The organism is Pseudomonas sp. FG86 (assembly GCF_057808775.1).
Genome location: NZ_JBMDIS010000027.1, coordinates 16,269 through 30,499 on the forward strand (window position 1 = coordinate 16,269; position 14,231 = coordinate 30,499).

Annotated in this window: 17 protein-coding genes; 8 read left to right on the top strand and 9 right to left on the bottom strand. The window is 60.8% G+C overall.

Features of this window, described 5'->3' with window-relative positions:
• Window positions 1-44: 44 nt before the first annotated feature.
• Complete coding sequence (gspG, locus tag ACODSV_RS18320) at window positions 45-491, top strand: type II secretion system major pseudopilin GspG (protein WP_150055322.1); 447 nt, start codon at window positions 45-47, stop codon at window positions 489-491.
• Between the two features lie 103 nt (window positions 492-594).
• Entirely contained in the window at window positions 595-939 is a 345-nt protein-coding gene (locus ACODSV_RS18325) for a hypothetical protein (RefSeq protein WP_150055321.1), read from the top strand.
• Between the two features lie 63 nt (window positions 940-1,002).
• Here ACODSV_RS18325 and ACODSV_RS18330 read toward each other — a convergent pair whose 3' ends face one another.
• Entirely contained in the window at window positions 1,003-1,239 is a 237-nt protein-coding gene (locus tag ACODSV_RS18330; RefSeq protein WP_027606489.1) for a hypothetical protein, read from the bottom strand.
• Between the two features lie 227 nt (window positions 1,240-1,466).
• Here ACODSV_RS18330 and ACODSV_RS18335 point away from each other — a divergent pair, with 227 nt between their 5' ends.
• Complete coding sequence (locus tag ACODSV_RS18335) at window positions 1,467-2,024, top strand: NADPH-dependent FMN reductase (RefSeq protein ID WP_150055320.1); 558 nt, start codon at window positions 1,467-1,469, stop codon at window positions 2,022-2,024.
• Between the two features lie 55 nt (window positions 2,025-2,079).
• On the opposite strand, the gene poxB is transcribed toward ACODSV_RS18335, so the two are convergent.
• Entirely contained in the window at window positions 2,080-3,804 is a 1,725-nt protein-coding gene (gene poxB, locus ACODSV_RS18340; protein ID WP_150055319.1) for a ubiquinone-dependent pyruvate dehydrogenase, read from the bottom strand.
• Between the two features lie 77 nt (window positions 3,805-3,881).
• Window positions 3,882-5,114, bottom strand: coding sequence for an NADH:flavin oxidoreductase/NADH oxidase family protein (locus ACODSV_RS18345; protein WP_150055318.1), 1,233 nt, complete (start codon window positions 5,112-5,114; stop codon window positions 3,882-3,884).
• Between the two features lie 71 nt (window positions 5,115-5,185).
• Between ACODSV_RS18345 and ACODSV_RS18350 the strand changes: the two genes are divergently transcribed.
• The gene (locus ACODSV_RS18350; protein ID WP_150055317.1) at window positions 5,186-5,590 is read left to right on the top strand and encodes a MerR family transcriptional regulator; all 405 of its coding nucleotides are present in this window, start codon (window positions 5,186-5,188) and stop codon (window positions 5,588-5,590) included.
• 242 nt (window positions 5,591-5,832) lie between these two features.
• Here ACODSV_RS18350 and ACODSV_RS18355 read toward each other — a convergent pair whose 3' ends face one another.
• A complete protein-coding gene (locus tag ACODSV_RS18355) occupies window positions 5,833-6,498 on the bottom strand; it encodes a fumarylacetoacetate hydrolase family protein (RefSeq protein WP_024077958.1) in 666 nt (221 codons plus the stop codon).
• Between the two features lie 22 nt (window positions 6,499-6,520).
• The gene (locus tag ACODSV_RS18360; RefSeq protein ID WP_069077232.1) at window positions 6,521-7,915 is read right to left on the bottom strand and encodes an FAD-binding oxidoreductase; all 1,395 of its coding nucleotides are present in this window, start codon (window positions 7,913-7,915) and stop codon (window positions 6,521-6,523) included.
• Window positions 7,916-8,120: 205 nt separating this feature from the next.
• On the opposite strand from ACODSV_RS18360, the gene serA reads away from it, so the two are divergent.
• Window positions 8,121-9,350 carry a phosphoglycerate dehydrogenase gene (gene serA / locus ACODSV_RS18365; RefSeq protein WP_024077960.1) on the top strand — a complete coding sequence of 410 codons (1,230 nt, stop codon included), beginning with the start codon at window positions 8,121-8,123 and terminating at the stop codon, window positions 9,348-9,350.
• A 64-nt stretch (window positions 9,351-9,414) separates the two neighbouring features.
• Here the strand turns inward: serA and ACODSV_RS18370 are convergent, their stop codons facing one another.
• Entirely contained in the window at window positions 9,415-9,855 is a 441-nt protein-coding gene (locus tag ACODSV_RS18370) for a DUF4399 domain-containing protein (RefSeq protein WP_150054713.1), read from the bottom strand.
• A 134-nt stretch (window positions 9,856-9,989) separates the two neighbouring features.
• Between ACODSV_RS18370 and ACODSV_RS18375 the strand changes: the two genes are divergently transcribed.
• Window positions 9,990-10,517, top strand: coding sequence for a transporter substrate-binding domain-containing protein (locus tag ACODSV_RS18375; RefSeq protein WP_024077962.1), 528 nt, complete (start codon window positions 9,990-9,992; stop codon window positions 10,515-10,517).
• Here the strand turns inward: ACODSV_RS18375 and ACODSV_RS18380 are convergent.
• Complete coding sequence (locus ACODSV_RS18380; RefSeq protein WP_150054712.1) at window positions 10,468-10,950, bottom strand: 2-thiouracil desulfurase family protein; 483 nt, start codon at window positions 10,948-10,950, stop codon at window positions 10,468-10,470. The genes ACODSV_RS18375 and ACODSV_RS18380 overlap by 50 nt on opposite strands.
• 2 nt (window positions 10,951-10,952) lie before the next feature.
• The gene (locus ACODSV_RS18385; protein ID WP_024077964.1) at window positions 10,953-11,585 is read right to left on the bottom strand and encodes a 2OG-Fe(II) oxygenase; all 633 of its coding nucleotides are present in this window, start codon (window positions 11,583-11,585) and stop codon (window positions 10,953-10,955) included.
• Between the two features lie 131 nt (window positions 11,586-11,716).
• Here ACODSV_RS18385 and ACODSV_RS18390 point away from each other — a divergent pair, with 131 nt between their 5' ends.
• Window positions 11,717-12,469, top strand: coding sequence for a DUF2059 domain-containing protein (locus ACODSV_RS18390; protein WP_150054711.1), 753 nt, complete (start codon window positions 11,717-11,719; stop codon window positions 12,467-12,469).
• Between the two features lie 104 nt (window positions 12,470-12,573).
• Here ACODSV_RS18390 and bipL read toward each other — a convergent pair whose 3' ends face one another.
• The gene (bipL, locus tag ACODSV_RS18395; protein ID WP_024077966.1) at window positions 12,574-13,515 is read right to left on the bottom strand and encodes a phospholipase BipL; all 942 of its coding nucleotides are present in this window, start codon (window positions 13,513-13,515) and stop codon (window positions 12,574-12,576) included.
• 111 nt (window positions 13,516-13,626) lie between these two features.
• Here bipL and ACODSV_RS18400 point away from each other — a divergent pair, with 111 nt between their 5' ends.
• Complete coding sequence (locus ACODSV_RS18400) at window positions 13,627-14,202, top strand: DUF6436 domain-containing protein (RefSeq protein WP_150055954.1); 576 nt, start codon at window positions 13,627-13,629, stop codon at window positions 14,200-14,202.
• Window positions 14,203-14,231: the final 29 nt, after the last annotated feature.

The window sequence follows — 14,231 nt, forward strand, 5'->3', positions numbered from 1 at the left end:
TCATATAACGAGCGTATCAACCGAGAGACAAGGGGGGGCTCACGATGCCTGTAGCAATCGCAGTCGGCAATTTGCGCACCCATCGCGGCTTTACGCGGTGGGCGGTGCTGGTAGTACTGGTCATCATCGGCTTGCTGGCCCTGGCGTTGGGGCCGCGGCTGTTTGGGGAGGTGACCCTGATGGAAATTGCCACGGCCAAGGCCCAGGTCGCCGAGTTGGGCAAGGCTGTCGAACAGTTTCATAACGACACGGGGCGCTACCCGACAGATAAGGAGGGCCTGGAGGTGCTTGTCCAGCAGCCTGCAGGCGAGGTGAAGTGGAAGGGCCCTTACATCGACGAGGATCTGCTGAACGATCCCTGGGGGGTTGCCTATCAGTACCACTTTCCGCCGACCCAGCCCCAGGTCTCGTTCGATCTGTTCTCATTCGGCAAGGACCGGACATTGGGCGGTGTCGGGGATAACAAGGATATTACCTACGGAGACAACTGATTCATCTGGCATTACCCATCGACCTGATTAGAATGGCTCGTCTGATCACTAACGACCAATGCCGGTTACCCGGTACTTACAACAAAAACAGGTCTGGTCTCAAATGCCGATGCCCACGAAACTCCTCGGGGTAACGGCCAGGCAACTGCTGGTCCTGGTGACCGTGGGGTGCGTGGCCGCTTATCTTTTCAGTAATCACGATGACGCCACGCCCGAAAGCCTTGCACGGGTTGCCTTTATCCGTTCACAGGAACAGGTGAGCGAACAAGTCGGGGCGATATTGGGCGTCACGCTGGTGCGGCAGGTGGTGGCGTATCCCGCGTACGGCTCGCCGGGCTACCAGCGCTTGATGTATGCCGTTGAGGGCGAGAAAGGGCAACTGATGGTGACGCTCAAGCAGATCGAGGGGGATCAGGGGATTGAAGTGACGGAGATTCGCCGTCCGTGATCGCCCGGCCCAGTCAATGCCGTCAATGGCCAGGACTGAGCAGGTACGCTCGGGTGATCAATCTTATGAGGCGAGGGTGGTTTGCGATTCGCGGACGATAATGGTCCCCGACTGGATCAGTTTGAATTCATCGCCTTCCAGTTTCTCTACACGGTCGCCAATGGCCAGCTTGTAGGTGGTGGTGGGTGCCGAGCCAGCCAGGTCGCCTTGCGCCGGGTTGGATTCCTGGAACTCATGCACCGAATACACACGTCCTTCTGCGTCTCTGGCATGAAACTGTCCGACTAATACTGCTGCCATCTGTTTAGAACCTCTGGAGATAAACACTCGATTTTCGGTTCTGTAGACCGTCGTAGAGCGGGGTAGTTTACCTATTGAAAAAAAATACTATTCGCTGATGTTTTCAGATGCGTCCTACGTAAGCAGCTACGAGGCAAACGCCTGGGGATTATCAAAACCCTCTGGTGAACCCGCCGCGAAGACTCTATAACTACAAGCTCCTTTAGTCAGACGTCGGGAAAACCTCAATGAGCAAGGTCTACACGATTGCCGTCCTGGTTGGCAGCTTGAGAAAAGAGTCGATCAACCGCAAGGTCGCCTTGGCCTTGGCCGAACTGGCCCCAGCCAACCTCACATTGAATATTGTCGAAATTGGCGATTTGCCGCTCTACAACGAGGACATCGACGGGGCATCACCGCCCGCAGCCTACAGTACTTTCCGTCAACAGGTACGTTCATCCGACGCGGTGCTGTTCGTAACCCCGGAATACAACCGTTCCGTGCCCGCCCCGTTGAAGAATGCGATTGACGTGGGTTCGCGCCCTTACGGGCAAAGTGCCTGGAGCGGCAAACCGGGGGCGATCATCAGCGTCTCGCCAGGGGCAATTGGCGGGTTTGGCGCCAACCACCATCTGCGCCAGTCCCTGGTGTTTCTCGATGTGCCGTGCATGCAGCAGCCGGAAGCCTATCTGGGTGGGGCTGGCAATGTGTTCGATGACGCTGGCGCGGTATCGGAAAAGACCAAGCCGTTCCTGCAGGCGTTTATCGATGCCTACGGCAAATGGGTAGAAAAACAGAGCGCATGAATCGGCACTGATTATCCAATGTGGGAGGGGGCTTGCCCCCTCTCACAGTACTGGATCAGCGCAACCAGTTGGTCCGCGCCAACTCGATCACCTCATCCCCCCGTCCACTCATGACCGCCTTGAGCATGTACAGGCTGAAGCCCTTGGCCTGTTCCAGCTTGATGCTCGGCGGCATCACCAGCTCTTGCGTGGCGGTGACCACGTCCACCAGCACCGGGCCATCATGGGCCAGGGCGCGGCGCAGGGCCGGTTCCAGGTCTTCGGATTGCTCCACACGAATCCCCAGGATGCCCATGGCATTGGACATGGCCGCGAAGTCCGGGTTTTTCAGCTCGGTACCGGCATCCAGATAGCCGGCCGCTTTCATTTCCATGGCGACAAAACCCAGCGACGAGTTATCGAACACGATGACTTTCACCGGCAATTTCAGTTGCGCCAATGAAATGAAATCGCCCATCAGCATGGCAAAACCCCCGTCGCCCGACATCGAGATCACTTGCCGGCCGGGGAAGGCGGCCTGGGCACCGATGGCCTGGGGCATGGCGTTGGCCATCGAGCCGTGGTTGAACGAGCCGATCAGGCGGCGCTTGCCGTTCATTTTCAGGTAGCGCGCTGCCCACACGGTCGGAGAACCGACATCGGCGGTGAAGATCGCATCGTCGTCGGCCAGCTCGCTGAGCAAGCGCGCGACGTATTGCGGGTGAATCGGCCGGCCGGCCTTGGACGGTTGCGCCAGGTCATCCAGGCCCTGGCGAGCTTTCTCGTAGTGCTTCAAGGAGGTCTCGAGGAAGCTGCGATCGGTCTTGCGGGTCAGGCGCGGCAGGAGCGCGCCGATGGTCTCGCTCACATCCGCCGCGATGCCCAGGTCCAGGGTGGCGCGACGCCCCAGCGCCTGCGGGTTGCGGTCGATCTGGATGATTTTCGCGTCAGTGGGGTAGAACTGGCGGTACGGAAAGTCAGTGCCGAGCATGATCAGCGTGTCGCAGTCGAGCATGGCGTGGTAGCCGGAGCTGAAACCGATCAGGCCGGTCATGCCCACGTCGAATGGGTTGTCCCATTCCACATGTTCCTTGCCGCGCAGGGCGTGTACGACCGGTGCGCCCAGGGCGTCGGCGAGCGCCACCACTTGGTCATGGGCGCCGGCACAACCGCTGCCGCACAGCAGAGTGACTTTCTGGCTGCTGGCGAGGATTTCGCCGAGGCGCTGCAGGTCTTGTTCCGCTGGCAAGGTGCGGGGTGCATGCAGGGCCGGCCAGGGCTTGAGCGTGTTCTCGACCTCCAGCAATGACACATCCCCCGGAATCACCACCACGGCCACGCCGCGATTGAGGATCGCCGAGCGCATGGCACGGTGCAGCACGTGCGGCATTTGCTCAGGGTTGGTCACCAGCTCGATAAAGTGGCTGCACTCCTTGAACAGCTCCTGGGGGTGGGTTTCCTGGAAGTAGTTCAGGCCAATCTCGGAAGACGGGATCTGGGCCGCGATCGCCAGCACCGGTACATGGTTGCGATGACAGTCGAACAGGCCATTGATCAAATGCAGGTTGCCCGGCCCGCAACTGCCAGCGCACACCGTCAATTCACCGGTGGCCGCCGCTTCGGCACCGGCGGCGAATGCGGCGACTTCCTCGTGGCGAACGTGCATCCACTCGATGCTGTCCATGGTGCGCAACGCATCGGTGAGGCCGTTGAGGCTGTCGCCGGTCAGGCCCCAGATGCGCTTGATGCCCGCCTGCTCAAGGGTGGTCGCCAGTTGTTGGGCCAGGTTGATTTTCGCCATGAAGAACTCCAATCGTCAGTGAGGGTAAAAGCTGCTGATCAGTAGAGGACAGTTCGATCACGGCGAATGCTCCGCCTTTAATGTGAAGATTGCGTCATGGTCGCGCGGTATTGCCGGGTGCGCCGCGCGATAAACCACTGGTCGCGCAGCAGCGCCAGCCAGGGGGCGACATTGGCATCGGGCAGGCGGCCACGGCTCAGGCGGCGCATCTGGTCACGCACCACGGCCAGGGTGGCGAGGGCGGCCAAGGGTTTGCGCTGCCAACTGACGGGTTTGAGTTGCGGGTTGAGGTCGCGCCCCTCGTGCCAGTGTTTGATCAGTTGCGGTTCCAGGGTCAGGGCGGTAGCGATGCCGGCCATGGCGATACCGCTGTCCAGCACCTGTTGCACGATGGGCAGGCGGCGAATGCCGCCGGTGACCATCAGCGGCATCTTGGCGATGGTCGCCAGCTCTTTGGCAAACTCCAGGAAGTAGGCTTCACGGGCCAGGGTGCGACCGTCCCGCGCTTCGCCTTGCATGGCTGGCGCTTCGTAGCTGCCTCCGGACAACTCCAGCAGGTCGATGGGCAGGGGGTTGAGCATTTCCACCACTGCGCGAGCATCGGCCTCTGCGAATCCGCCGCACTGGAAATCCGCCGAGTTGAGCTTTAGCCCGACGCAAAAGGACGGGCTGACGCTGGCACGAACCGCGTGGATCACCTCCAGCAGCAGGCGCGCGCGGTTCTCCAGCGAGCCACCCCAGCGGTCAGTGCGCTGGTTGCTCAACGGCGAGAGAAACTGACTGAGCAGGTAGCCGTGCGCGCCGTGGATCTGCACCCCGGTGAACCCGGCTTTCTCGGCCAGGCGTGCGCTGGTGGCGAAGCGTTTGATCACGTCCTGAATGTCGTCCTCGGTCATCGCCTTGGGCTTGGCAAACATCTTCGAAAAGCTGCCCAGGTCCAGTGCAATCGCGGAGGGCGCCAGGGCTTGCTGGCCGAGGTTGGCCATGGTTTGGCGGCCCGGATGACTGAGCTGTACCCAAAAGTGCACGCCCTTGTCGCGGGCCACGTCGGCCCATTCACGAAAGCTGTCCAGGTGTTGTTCGTCTTCGAGGGCAACGCCGCCGGGGCCGGTCATGGCGCGGCGGTCGATCATCACATTGCCGGTCAGCAGCAGGCCGGGCTCACCGTCGGCCCAGGCTGTGTACAGCTGCTTGAGTTCACGGGAAGGTGCTTGATCGGCGTCCGCCATATTCTCTTCCATCGCCGCCTTGGCGATGCGGTTGGCGAGGACCTGGCCATTGGGCAGTTGCAAGGGCTCAAAGGGTGACATGAGTTGACTCCGGAGTGGGGGAGGCCTCAGGCTAAGCTTAAAGTTAACTTTAATGTCAAGCGGGTGTTTTGATGAATATTGGTGAGCTGGCAAAGCAGAGTGGGTTGGCGGCGTCGCGTATCCGCTTTTACGAGTCCGAAGGTCTGATCAGCCAAGTGGGGCGCCAGGCCAATGGTTATCGACGCTATGCGCCCGATGCCTTGCAAACGCTGCAACTGATCCAGAGTGCACAACAGGCCGGGTTTACCCTGCAGGAACTCAAGGCATTGATGCCTGCGCCGGGGGAGCACAAGCGTGAGGAGTTAATAGAGGCGCTGGAGCGCAAGGTGACGCAGATCGAGGTGATGCAGGCGCAGTTGGCTCATAGCAAGGCGCAGTTGCTGGGCGTGATTGAGGGGGTACGGGCGCAGCCTGAAGGCGTGCCGTGCTCCATGGGACAGAAGCAGGTGCTGGCGTCGATCAAGATCGGTGCCTGAAAAAACTCCGACTTGCACCGCCAGGCAGACCCAAATGTGGAACATCCCACTACCCCGTGGCGAGCGGGCTTGCCCCGCGTTGGGCTGCGAAGCAGCCCCAAAACACAGCCCCGGAGCTGACTGAAACACTGCAGCGCTCTTATTGGGGCTGCTGCGCAGCCCAACGCGGGGCAAGCCCGCTCGCCACAAGGATGCGAGAGTTAGCGCAACCCCCCACATTTTTACCGCGTTTCGTCAGGCGCTCAGCGAACGCTGCTTTCGAAGCGGTTCACGCCAGACAGTTCCAGCACCAATTCATCACCCACATTCAGCGGGCCTACGCCGGCCGGGGTGCCGGTGAGGATTACATCGCCAGCTTGCAGTGAGAAACAGCCGGCCATGTGCTGGATCATCGGGACGATCGGGTTGAGCATCTGCGCGCTATTGCCGTCCTGGCGCACTTCGCCGTTGATGGTCAGGCGAATGCCGATATCGGCCAGGTCCGGGAACGTACTGCCGACCACGAACGGGGCAATCACCGCCGCGCCGTCGAAGGACTTGGCGATTTCCCACGGCAAGCCCTTGGCTTTGAGCTCAGCCTGCTTGTCCCGCAGGGTCAGGTCCAGGGCCGGGGCGAAGCCGGAGATGGCGTCCAGCACTTCTTCACGGCTGGGCTTGGTCGACAGGGGCTTGCCGATCAGCACGGCGATTTCCGCTTCGTAGTGCACCGAACCGCGTTCGGTCGGAATGCTGAAACCACCTTCCAGCGGCACCACGCAACTGCCCGGCTTGATGAACAACAACGGCTCGGTCGGTACCGGGTTGTCCAGTTCCTTGGCATGTTCGGCGTAGTTACGCCCAATACACACCACTTTACCCACAGGAAAGTGGATGTTGGTGCCGTCGACATACTTGTGCTGGTAGCTCATGAAACGACTCCTTCAGGGGCGGTTAAACAGCGAAGATCTTGCCAGGGTTCATGATCCCTTTCGGGTCGAACACGGCCTTCACGGCCTTCATGTATTCGATTTCAACCGGCGAGCGGCTGTAGGTCAGGTAATCGCGCTTGGTCATGCCCACGCCGTGCTCGGCGGAGATCGAGCCGTTGTACTTCTGAACGGTTTCGAATACCCATTTATTCACGGTGGCGCACTTGGCGAAGAACTCGTCCTTGCTCAGGTTTTCCGGCTTGAGGATGTTCAAGTGCAGGTTGCCGTCGCCGATATGGCCGAACCAGACGATTTCGAAGTCCGGGTAGTGTTCGCCGACGATCGCGTCAATTTCCTTCAAGAACGCCGGCACTTTGGAGACAGTCACCGAGATATCGTTCTTGTAGGGCGTCCAGTGGGAAATGGTCTCCGAGATGTACTCGCGCAGCTTCCACAGGTTGTGCAGCTGGGTTTCGCTCTGGCTCATCACGCCGTCCAGCACCCAACCCTGCTCCACGCAGTGCTCGAAGGTTTCCAGGGCATGGTTGGCAACTTCTTCGGTGGTGGCTTCAAATTCCAGCAGCGCATAGAACGGGCATTCGGTTTCGAACGGTGCAGGCACATCACCACGACCGAGGACTTTGGCCAGGGCCTTGTCGGAAAAAAACTCGAACGCGGTCAGGTCTAGCTTGCCCTGGAAGGCATGCAGCACCGGCATGATCGAATCGAAGTCAGTGGTACCGAGCACCATGGCGGTGAGGTTTTTCGGCGCCCGATCCAGGCGCATGGTGGCTTCGACCACAAAGCCCAGGGTGCCTTCAGCACCGATGAACAGCTGGCGCATGTCGTAGCCGGTGGCGTTCTTGATCAGGTCGCGGTTCAGCTCCAGCACATCGCCCTTGCCGGTGACGACTTTCATGCCGGCCACCCAGTTACGGGTCATGCCGTAGCGAATCACCTTGATCCCGCCGGCATTGGTGCCGATATTGCCGCCAATCTGGCTCGAACCGGACGACGCGAAATCCACCGGGTAGTACAAGCCGTTTTCTTCGGCGACGTTCTGCAATTGCTTGGTGACCACCCCCGGCTGGCACTTGGCGGTGCGGTCGGTGAGGTTCACCTCGAGGATCTGGTTCATATAGTCGAACGAGACGACCACTTCGCCATTGGCCGCGACCGCCGCGGCCGACAGGCCGGTACGGCCACCGGACGGCACCAGCGCCACTGTGTGCTCATTGGCCCAGCGGACAATGGCCTGCACCTGCTCGATGGTCTTGGGGAAGACGATGGCGGTGGGGGCGGGAGCGAAGTGCTTGGTCCAATCCTTGCCGTAAGCCTCCAGGGAGTCTGCATCGGTCAGCACTTTGCCGGGCTCAACCAGGGTCTTTAGCTCATCAATCAGGGCAGGATGGGTCATCGACAGAACTCTCGAACAATTCATGGTCATCCTGAGAACGCTTCACGTCGCAGGAATAGGTGTTTAGCGGGGCGCGTATGCTAGCATACCGCCCCCGCAGGACAGAGCCCAAAGGCGTTTCTGCGGTGACGGCTTTCCTGCCGTCCGGGTCAGCTTAAGCGATCCGATTCCCTGCCATTTTTCTCCGGGATACAGGTTTACGCAGATGAGCAAGACTTCTCTCGATAAGAGCAAGATCAAGTTCCTTCTTCTGGAAGGCGTCCACCCATCGGCCGTCGAAGTACTGAAGGCCGCCGGGTACTCCAGCATTGAGTACATCACCAGTTCTCTGCCGGAAGCCCAGCTCAAGGAAAAGATCGCCGACGCGCACTTTATCGGCATTCGCTCCCGCACCCAGTTGACCGAAGAGATCTTCGATCACGCCAAGAAACTCGTGGCGGTCGGCTGTTTCTGCATCGGCACCAACCAGGTCGACCTCAACGCAGCGCGCGAGCGCGGCATCGCGGTGTTCAACGCACCGTACTCCAACACCCGCTCCGTTGCGGAACTGGTGCTGGCCGAGGCGATCCTGCTGTTGCGCGGTATTCCTGAGAAGAACGCCTCCTGCCACCGTGGCGGCTGGATCAAGAGCGCAGCCAACTCCTTCGAAATCCGCGGCAAGAAGCTGGGTATCGTCGGTTACGGCTCGATCGGTACTCAGCTGTCGGTCCTGGCTGAAGGCCTCGGCATGCAGGTGTTCTTCTACGACACCCTGACCAAGCTGCCATTGGGCAACGCCACGCAAGTGTCGAGCCTGACCGAGCTGCTGGGCATGTCCGATATCGTCACCCTGCACGTGCCGGAAACCGCTGAGACCCAGTGGATGATCGGCGAGAAGGAAATCCGCGCCATCAAGAAAGGCGGGATCCTGATCAACGCTGCACGCGGCACCGTGGTCGAGCTGGACGCCCTGGCCGAGGCGATCAAGGACAAGCACCTGATCGGCGCCGCCATCGACGTGTTCCCGGTGGAGCCGCGCTCCAACGACGACATCTTCGAAAGCCCGCTGCGTGGCCTGGACAACGTGATCCTGACCCCGCACATCGGCGGTTCCACCGCTGAAGCCCAGGCCAACATTGGCCTGGAAGTGTCGGAGAAACTGGTCAAGTACAGCGACAACGGTACGTCGGTCTCGTCCGTCAACTTCCCGGAAGTGGCCCTGCCGGCTCACCCTGGCAAGCACCGTCTGCTGCACATCCACCAGAACATCCCGGGTGTGATGATGGAGATCAACAAGGTCTTCGCGGAAAACGGCATCAACATCTCCGGTCAGTTCCTGCAGACCAACGAGAAGGTTGGCTACGTGGTGATCGACGTCGACGCCGAGTACTCGGACCTGGCGCAAGAGAAGCTGCAGCACATCAACGGCACCATCCGTAGCCGCGTGCTGTTCTAAGGCTTCAACCGCACCACTAAAAAGGGAGCCCCTCGGGGCTCCCTTTTTTGCATCTGAACAAATCTTACTTGACGTTAACCGTGATTACTTTCGAGGCTACAGTGGGCTCGAACTGGTGGTGCACGTTATCGCCTGCCACCAGTTGCAAGGTGTGCTTGCCTGGGGCCAGTGTCAGTTCGGTTTCGGTTTGCGCCTTGCCGAAATGGATCGAGGTGGCGCTGGACGGGATAGCCTCGTCTGCTTTAAGCGCCGTCACGTCCTGGTCGACCAGCAGGTGATGGTGACCGGCACCGGGCACCTGCTTGTCGATCGGTTCCAGGTCCAGCCCCTTCACGCCAAACTTGACGGTGAAGGTCTTGTCGACGGTCGCGCCATCCTTGGGCGAGACGATAAACACCTCAGCGCCCTTGGGGGCGGGTGTACGGGGAACATCAGCAGCATTCGCCAACATCGAAGCACCCAGCATCAGGGAGGCCAGCGTGGCACGGGACAAAAGGGCTTTCATTCGCTTCTCCAGTTTTTCTGTGAAATCTGTAGGGTTATGACAACTTCGCGACAAATTGCTGTCCAAGGCACTCAACACCATAGCAAAGCGATGCTGAACGGCGCCTCGCACATAAAAATTCTCTAGGAGTGACCATGCGCTTTTCGCCTGGCCTGTTACTGCTGCTTCCCCTTCTGAGCCCCCTGGCTCACGCCGAACTGGTCGATGATGTGTTCGATCGTGGCGAACTGCGCATCGCCCTTGAAGCCAATACGCCACCGTTCAACTTCAAGGACGGCGACAAACTCACCGGTTTTGAAGTGGAACTGGGTGAACTGCTGGCAAAGGAAATGGACGTACGCTCCTCGTTCATCACCACCGATGACGCCGACTTGCTGCCAGGGGTGGCAACCGGCAAGTACGACGTGGCCATTAACCATATCGCTAAGACTGCCGACCTTGAGGATCAGTTCGATTTCAGTGAGGTTTATCGCGAGAAGCCCGATTTGGTGATCCCGTTCCAAAAGGGTAACCCCGCGTTCAAGACGAGCCTGGACGGCGCGCTGAAACGGGTGAAGGAGGATGGCCGGTTAAAGGCGCTGTCGCAGAAGTGGTTTGACGCAGAAGCACCGACTACAGCTGCGCCAGTGCCCGCGCAGCCTCAGGCAACTCCAGCTCACTGAACACCTGCACGCCGTGGCGTTTGAGCAGCGCCGCGGTTACGCCCTCGCCCTTCACTTTCACGCCGGTAAAGGTGCCGTCATAAGTGAGCAGGTTGCCACACGACGGGCTGTTGGCCTTGAGCACGGCGATGCGAATAGCGTGGCGTTGCACCAGCGCCAAGGCCTGGCAGGCGCCGTCGAGAAAGGCGGCGCTGAAATCTTCGCCCTCGGCCGTCAGCACCTGGGCGCGCCCCTCCCACACATCCACACCCTGCCCGCCTGGGATCTCGGCGGCAGGTCGTGGCGTTGGCAAACCACCCGACACTTCCGGGCAGATCGCAACCACACGCCCCTCGGCCTGCCATGCGGCCAACTGGTCAAACGGCCCGCTGGCCCCGCCGTCGTAACGCACCTTGTGCCCGAGCAGGCAGCGGCTGACCAGAATCTTTTGCATGCTCAAAACGGCTCATTGCCCCGCCGGCGAAACCAGCCCGTCAGGGACAGGCGCTCACGCGTAGCAGGCAAAACTTCGTGGGGTACCTCGCCCGACAGGAACACCACCAGGCAACCGCCGGTGGGCACCACGTCGTATTCGACGCCGTCCTTGAGGTACATGCGCAACTGGCCGCCATGCTCGGGCAGCCAGGCGTCGTTCAAGTAGATCACCGCCGACACCGTGCGCCGATCATCATCGCGAAACCGGTCCAGGTGCTTGAGGTAGAAGGCCCCTGGCGGGTACATCGCGAAGTGGCTTTCGAAATCCTCCAGGCCCAGGAACAGGTTGCGGTTCATCGCCAGGCGCAGGCTGTCCATCAGCGCCATATAGTCGCCACAGACCGCCGCGTCGCCCTCTTCCAGCCACTGGATATGGTCGCCGCGAATACCCTCACGAATTTCCTGGGCCGGCCCGCGCCCCACCGCCGCCGGCGACAGCTCACCTTCGGCCGCACGTTTACGGCACTCAGCCGCCAGTTCCAGGGTCAGAGCCTGGGACAGGAAGGCGTTCTGCTGCGACCAGCCTTTCTCGGCCAGGTCGTCGACGATGCGTTGCAGCAGCGGGTGATCAAAGGGTATTTGCATGGCGCGCATAGTATCCATACGCCTATGAATCCGACAGAGCCGCCGAGCGTCTGAATGCACTTTAGTCAGGTGACTGATAGGACTTCTCGACAAATCCTACGCCCGACACGGACAATAGTGGCCGACTGACAGGAGTCCATATGCGTCGTTTGTTTTTTTCCTTGCTGATGTTCTGCGTTTTGCCCGCCTGGGCAGACGGCCATGACCAGTTGTACAAGGTCGCCGGCTGGGCCGAACAACGTGCGCATTTCAATGATGCCCTCAGTGCCGCCCAGCAACGCTACCGCAACAGCCTGCCGCCGGCGGTGTACCAGGCGCTGGTGGACAACAGCAACAAACGCTTCGCCGCCCAGGCCATGGACCAGCGTGCCGAAGCGCAATTGCGCCAGCACCTGGCTGACCCCAAGCCGGCCCTGGCGTTCTTCCAATCGCCGCTGGGCCGCAAGATCGTCGCCGCCGAATTGCTCGCCACCCGCCGCGACCAGTTGGCTAAAAATGCCCAGGGCCTGCCGCATGTCGAAGCCGACGCCACCCGCAGCCTGATCATCGGCCACTTGGCCCAAGCCCTGCCCGCCCGTGAAGCCGGTGCGGAAGTCAGCCTGGCAATCGCCGGCGTGGCGGCCGACAGCTTGAGCCAGATGATTCCCGGCCTGTTGGGCGGCGACCAAGCCCAGGGCATGCTGGATGGGCAACGCGAGCGCTTGATGCAACAGATCGGCAATGACCTGAACAACACACTGCTGTACGTCTATCGAGATTTGTCTGACCCGGAGTTGGAAGAATTCGCGACGTTTGCGGAGTCGCCGGAGGGTAAGGCGTATTACCGGGCGGCGCTGGCAGCGGTTCGCGCAGGGCTGGCGGTCGGCCAAAGCACTTCAAGCCTGACGCAGTAGAAAATGTGGGAGGGGGCTTACCCCCGATGGCAGTGGGTCAGCTACAGATAAGCTGACTGATGCACCGCTATCGGGGGCAAGCCCCCTCCCACATTTGGATTGCGTTATTTCAAATGGTCTGTCAAATACCGGAAGTACTCTTCACGAATCTCCGGAATCTCATTGGCCAGGTGATGCCGGCCACGCGGCAGCATCAACACCTCGGGCTGGTCGAACTTGCCCCGCAGTACCTGCAAGTTGTGCTGCCAATCCACGGTCATGTCTTCCTCTCCCTGCACAATCACCGGCCGCCGTGGGCTGCGCGGTGCGGCTTCGATGCGTTTGATCCAGCGCGCCAACGCCCCCACCCAGGCGGTTGGCAGCTGGCGCGGCTGAAGCGGGTCGGCCTCCAGGAACGGCTTGAACTGCGGGTCGTTGGTGTTCTCGCTGAAACGCCGGGCGATGCCTTTGACGAACGGGCGCAACAGGTAATAGCTGACCTGCGACCACCCCCACGCACGCGGCCGTACCAGCGGAGACAGCAGGAAGGTCTTGCCTTGGGCCGGGCTGTCGGCACCGCGGCTGAGCAGGTGGTCGACCACCACCGCGCCTCCGGTGCTTTGCCCGAACAAGTGCCAGGGCTGCGGCAATTGCAGCGCTTGGGCTTGAGCGAACAGTGCCTGCACCACGTCCTGATACACCGCAAAATCATCGATGCTGGCACGCGCGCCGCTGGACAAGCCATGGCCTGGCAAATCGCAGGCGATCACCACAAAGCCCTGGTCCAGCGCCCAGTCCACCACGTGGCGATACAGCCCCATGTGGTCGTAGAAGCCGTGGAACATGAACATCGTCGCCACCGGTGCGGGCGGCCACCATACCTGGGCCACCACCTGGAACCCATCGACCTCGAAACGTCCAAGCCGGCTCACTGCCGGCACTTTGCGTGCGGCCAGGTCCAGGCCGTAGAAACGCTGGTAGACCCGCGCCTCGGCGCTGAGCGGCTGCGCATCCACCAGGGGTCGCAAGCTTTCGCGCAGATGATCGGGGTCAAAGGTGACGGGCATAGGAGGTTCCAGACTTGAGGCTTCACGCACTGCGCAGATGAATATCGAGCTGCGATATTCATCTGTCAGGGCAAGCATGGCAAGCTACGCGACCTTCGAGGATAGATCTGAATGCGACAGCCCTACCGCAGTGCCTTATTCGCCAGCCTGCTCCTGATCCTCTGCGCCGGCGTGCTATGGGCCGCCTATGATTGGTTCCAAGGCCGCTACCTGCGCGCCTTCAGCGAACATACAGCGGTCTTTTCCGGCGACGCCCTGCGCCTGCCCGCCGACCTTGCCGGCCCCGGCAACATCCGCCTGGTGCACTTCTGGGACCCGGCCTGCCCGTGCAACGTCGGCAACCAGCAACACCTGGCCGAGCTGATCGAGCACTACGCGCCCCAGGGCGTCGAATTCTACGCCCTGCAAAAAACCGGCAGCCACGGCCAATTGCCCGATAACCTGCGCCAGATGAAAATCCTCACCGCCCTGCCCGGTGCCGACCAGATACCCGCCGTCCCCGCCGTGGGGATCTGGGATCGCACGGGCAAGCTTGCGTATTTCGGGCCTTATAGCGAAGGGCTGACGTGCAATTCCAGCAACAGCTTTATCGAGCCGATCCTCAAGGCTCTTGAAGACGGACGCGCAGTGAATGCCACTCACACCCTGGCGGTGGGCTGCTATTGTTCGTGGCCAACAGGTTCGTAGCCCACTCCCCTCTCTTGCTAAGGAATGTT

Excerpts from the sequence above, each read along its gene's own strand:
- ACODSV_RS18390 (WP_150054711.1), top strand. The coding sequence starts at position 11,717 with ATGCGTCGTTTGTTTTTTTCCTTGCTGATGTTCTGCGTTTTGCCCGCC.
- ACODSV_RS18385 (WP_024077964.1), bottom strand. The coding sequence starts at position 11,585 with ATGCGCGCCATGCAAATACCCTTTGATCACCCGCTGCTGCAACGCATC.
- ACODSV_RS18370 (WP_150054713.1), bottom strand. The coding sequence starts at position 9,855 with ATGAAAGCCCTTTTGTCCCGTGCCACGCTGGCCTCCCTGATGCTGGGT.
- ACODSV_RS18330 (WP_027606489.1), bottom strand. The coding sequence starts at position 1,239 with ATGGCAGCAGTATTAGTCGGACAGTTTCATGCCAGAGACGCAGAAGGA.
- ACODSV_RS18335 (WP_150055320.1), top strand. The coding sequence starts at position 1,467 with ATGAGCAAGGTCTACACGATTGCCGTCCTGGTTGGCAGCTTGAGAAAA.
- serA (WP_024077960.1), top strand. The coding sequence starts at position 8,121 with ATGAGCAAGACTTCTCTCGATAAGAGCAAGATCAAGTTCCTTCTTCTG.
- ACODSV_RS18345 (WP_150055318.1), bottom strand. The coding sequence starts at position 5,114 with ATGTCACCCTTTGAGCCCTTGCAACTGCCCAATGGCCAGGTCCTCGCC.
- ACODSV_RS18325 (WP_150055321.1), top strand. The coding sequence starts at position 595 with ATGCCGATGCCCACGAAACTCCTCGGGGTAACGGCCAGGCAACTGCTG.
- ACODSV_RS18360 (WP_069077232.1), bottom strand. The coding sequence starts at position 7,915 with ATGACCCATCCTGCCCTGATTGATGAGCTAAAGACCCTGGTTGAGCCC.
- ACODSV_RS18400 (WP_150055954.1), top strand. The coding sequence starts at position 13,627 with ATGCGACAGCCCTACCGCAGTGCCTTATTCGCCAGCCTGCTCCTGATC.
- bipL (WP_024077966.1), bottom strand. The coding sequence starts at position 13,515 with ATGCCCGTCACCTTTGACCCCGATCATCTGCGCGAAAGCTTGCGACCC.
- ACODSV_RS18380 (WP_150054712.1), bottom strand. The coding sequence starts at position 10,950 with ATGCAAAAGATTCTGGTCAGCCGCTGCCTGCTCGGGCACAAGGTGCGT.
- gspG (WP_150055322.1), top strand. The coding sequence starts at position 45 with ATGCCTGTAGCAATCGCAGTCGGCAATTTGCGCACCCATCGCGGCTTT.
- ACODSV_RS18350 (WP_150055317.1), top strand. The coding sequence starts at position 5,186 with ATGAATATTGGTGAGCTGGCAAAGCAGAGTGGGTTGGCGGCGTCGCGT.
- poxB (WP_150055319.1), bottom strand. The coding sequence starts at position 3,804 with ATGGCGAAAATCAACCTGGCCCAACAACTGGCGACCACCCTTGAGCAG.
- ACODSV_RS18375 (WP_024077962.1), top strand. The coding sequence starts at position 9,990 with ATGCGCTTTTCGCCTGGCCTGTTACTGCTGCTTCCCCTTCTGAGCCCC.
- ACODSV_RS18355 (WP_024077958.1), bottom strand. The coding sequence starts at position 6,498 with ATGAGCTACCAGCACAAGTATGTCGACGGCACCAACATCCACTTTCCT.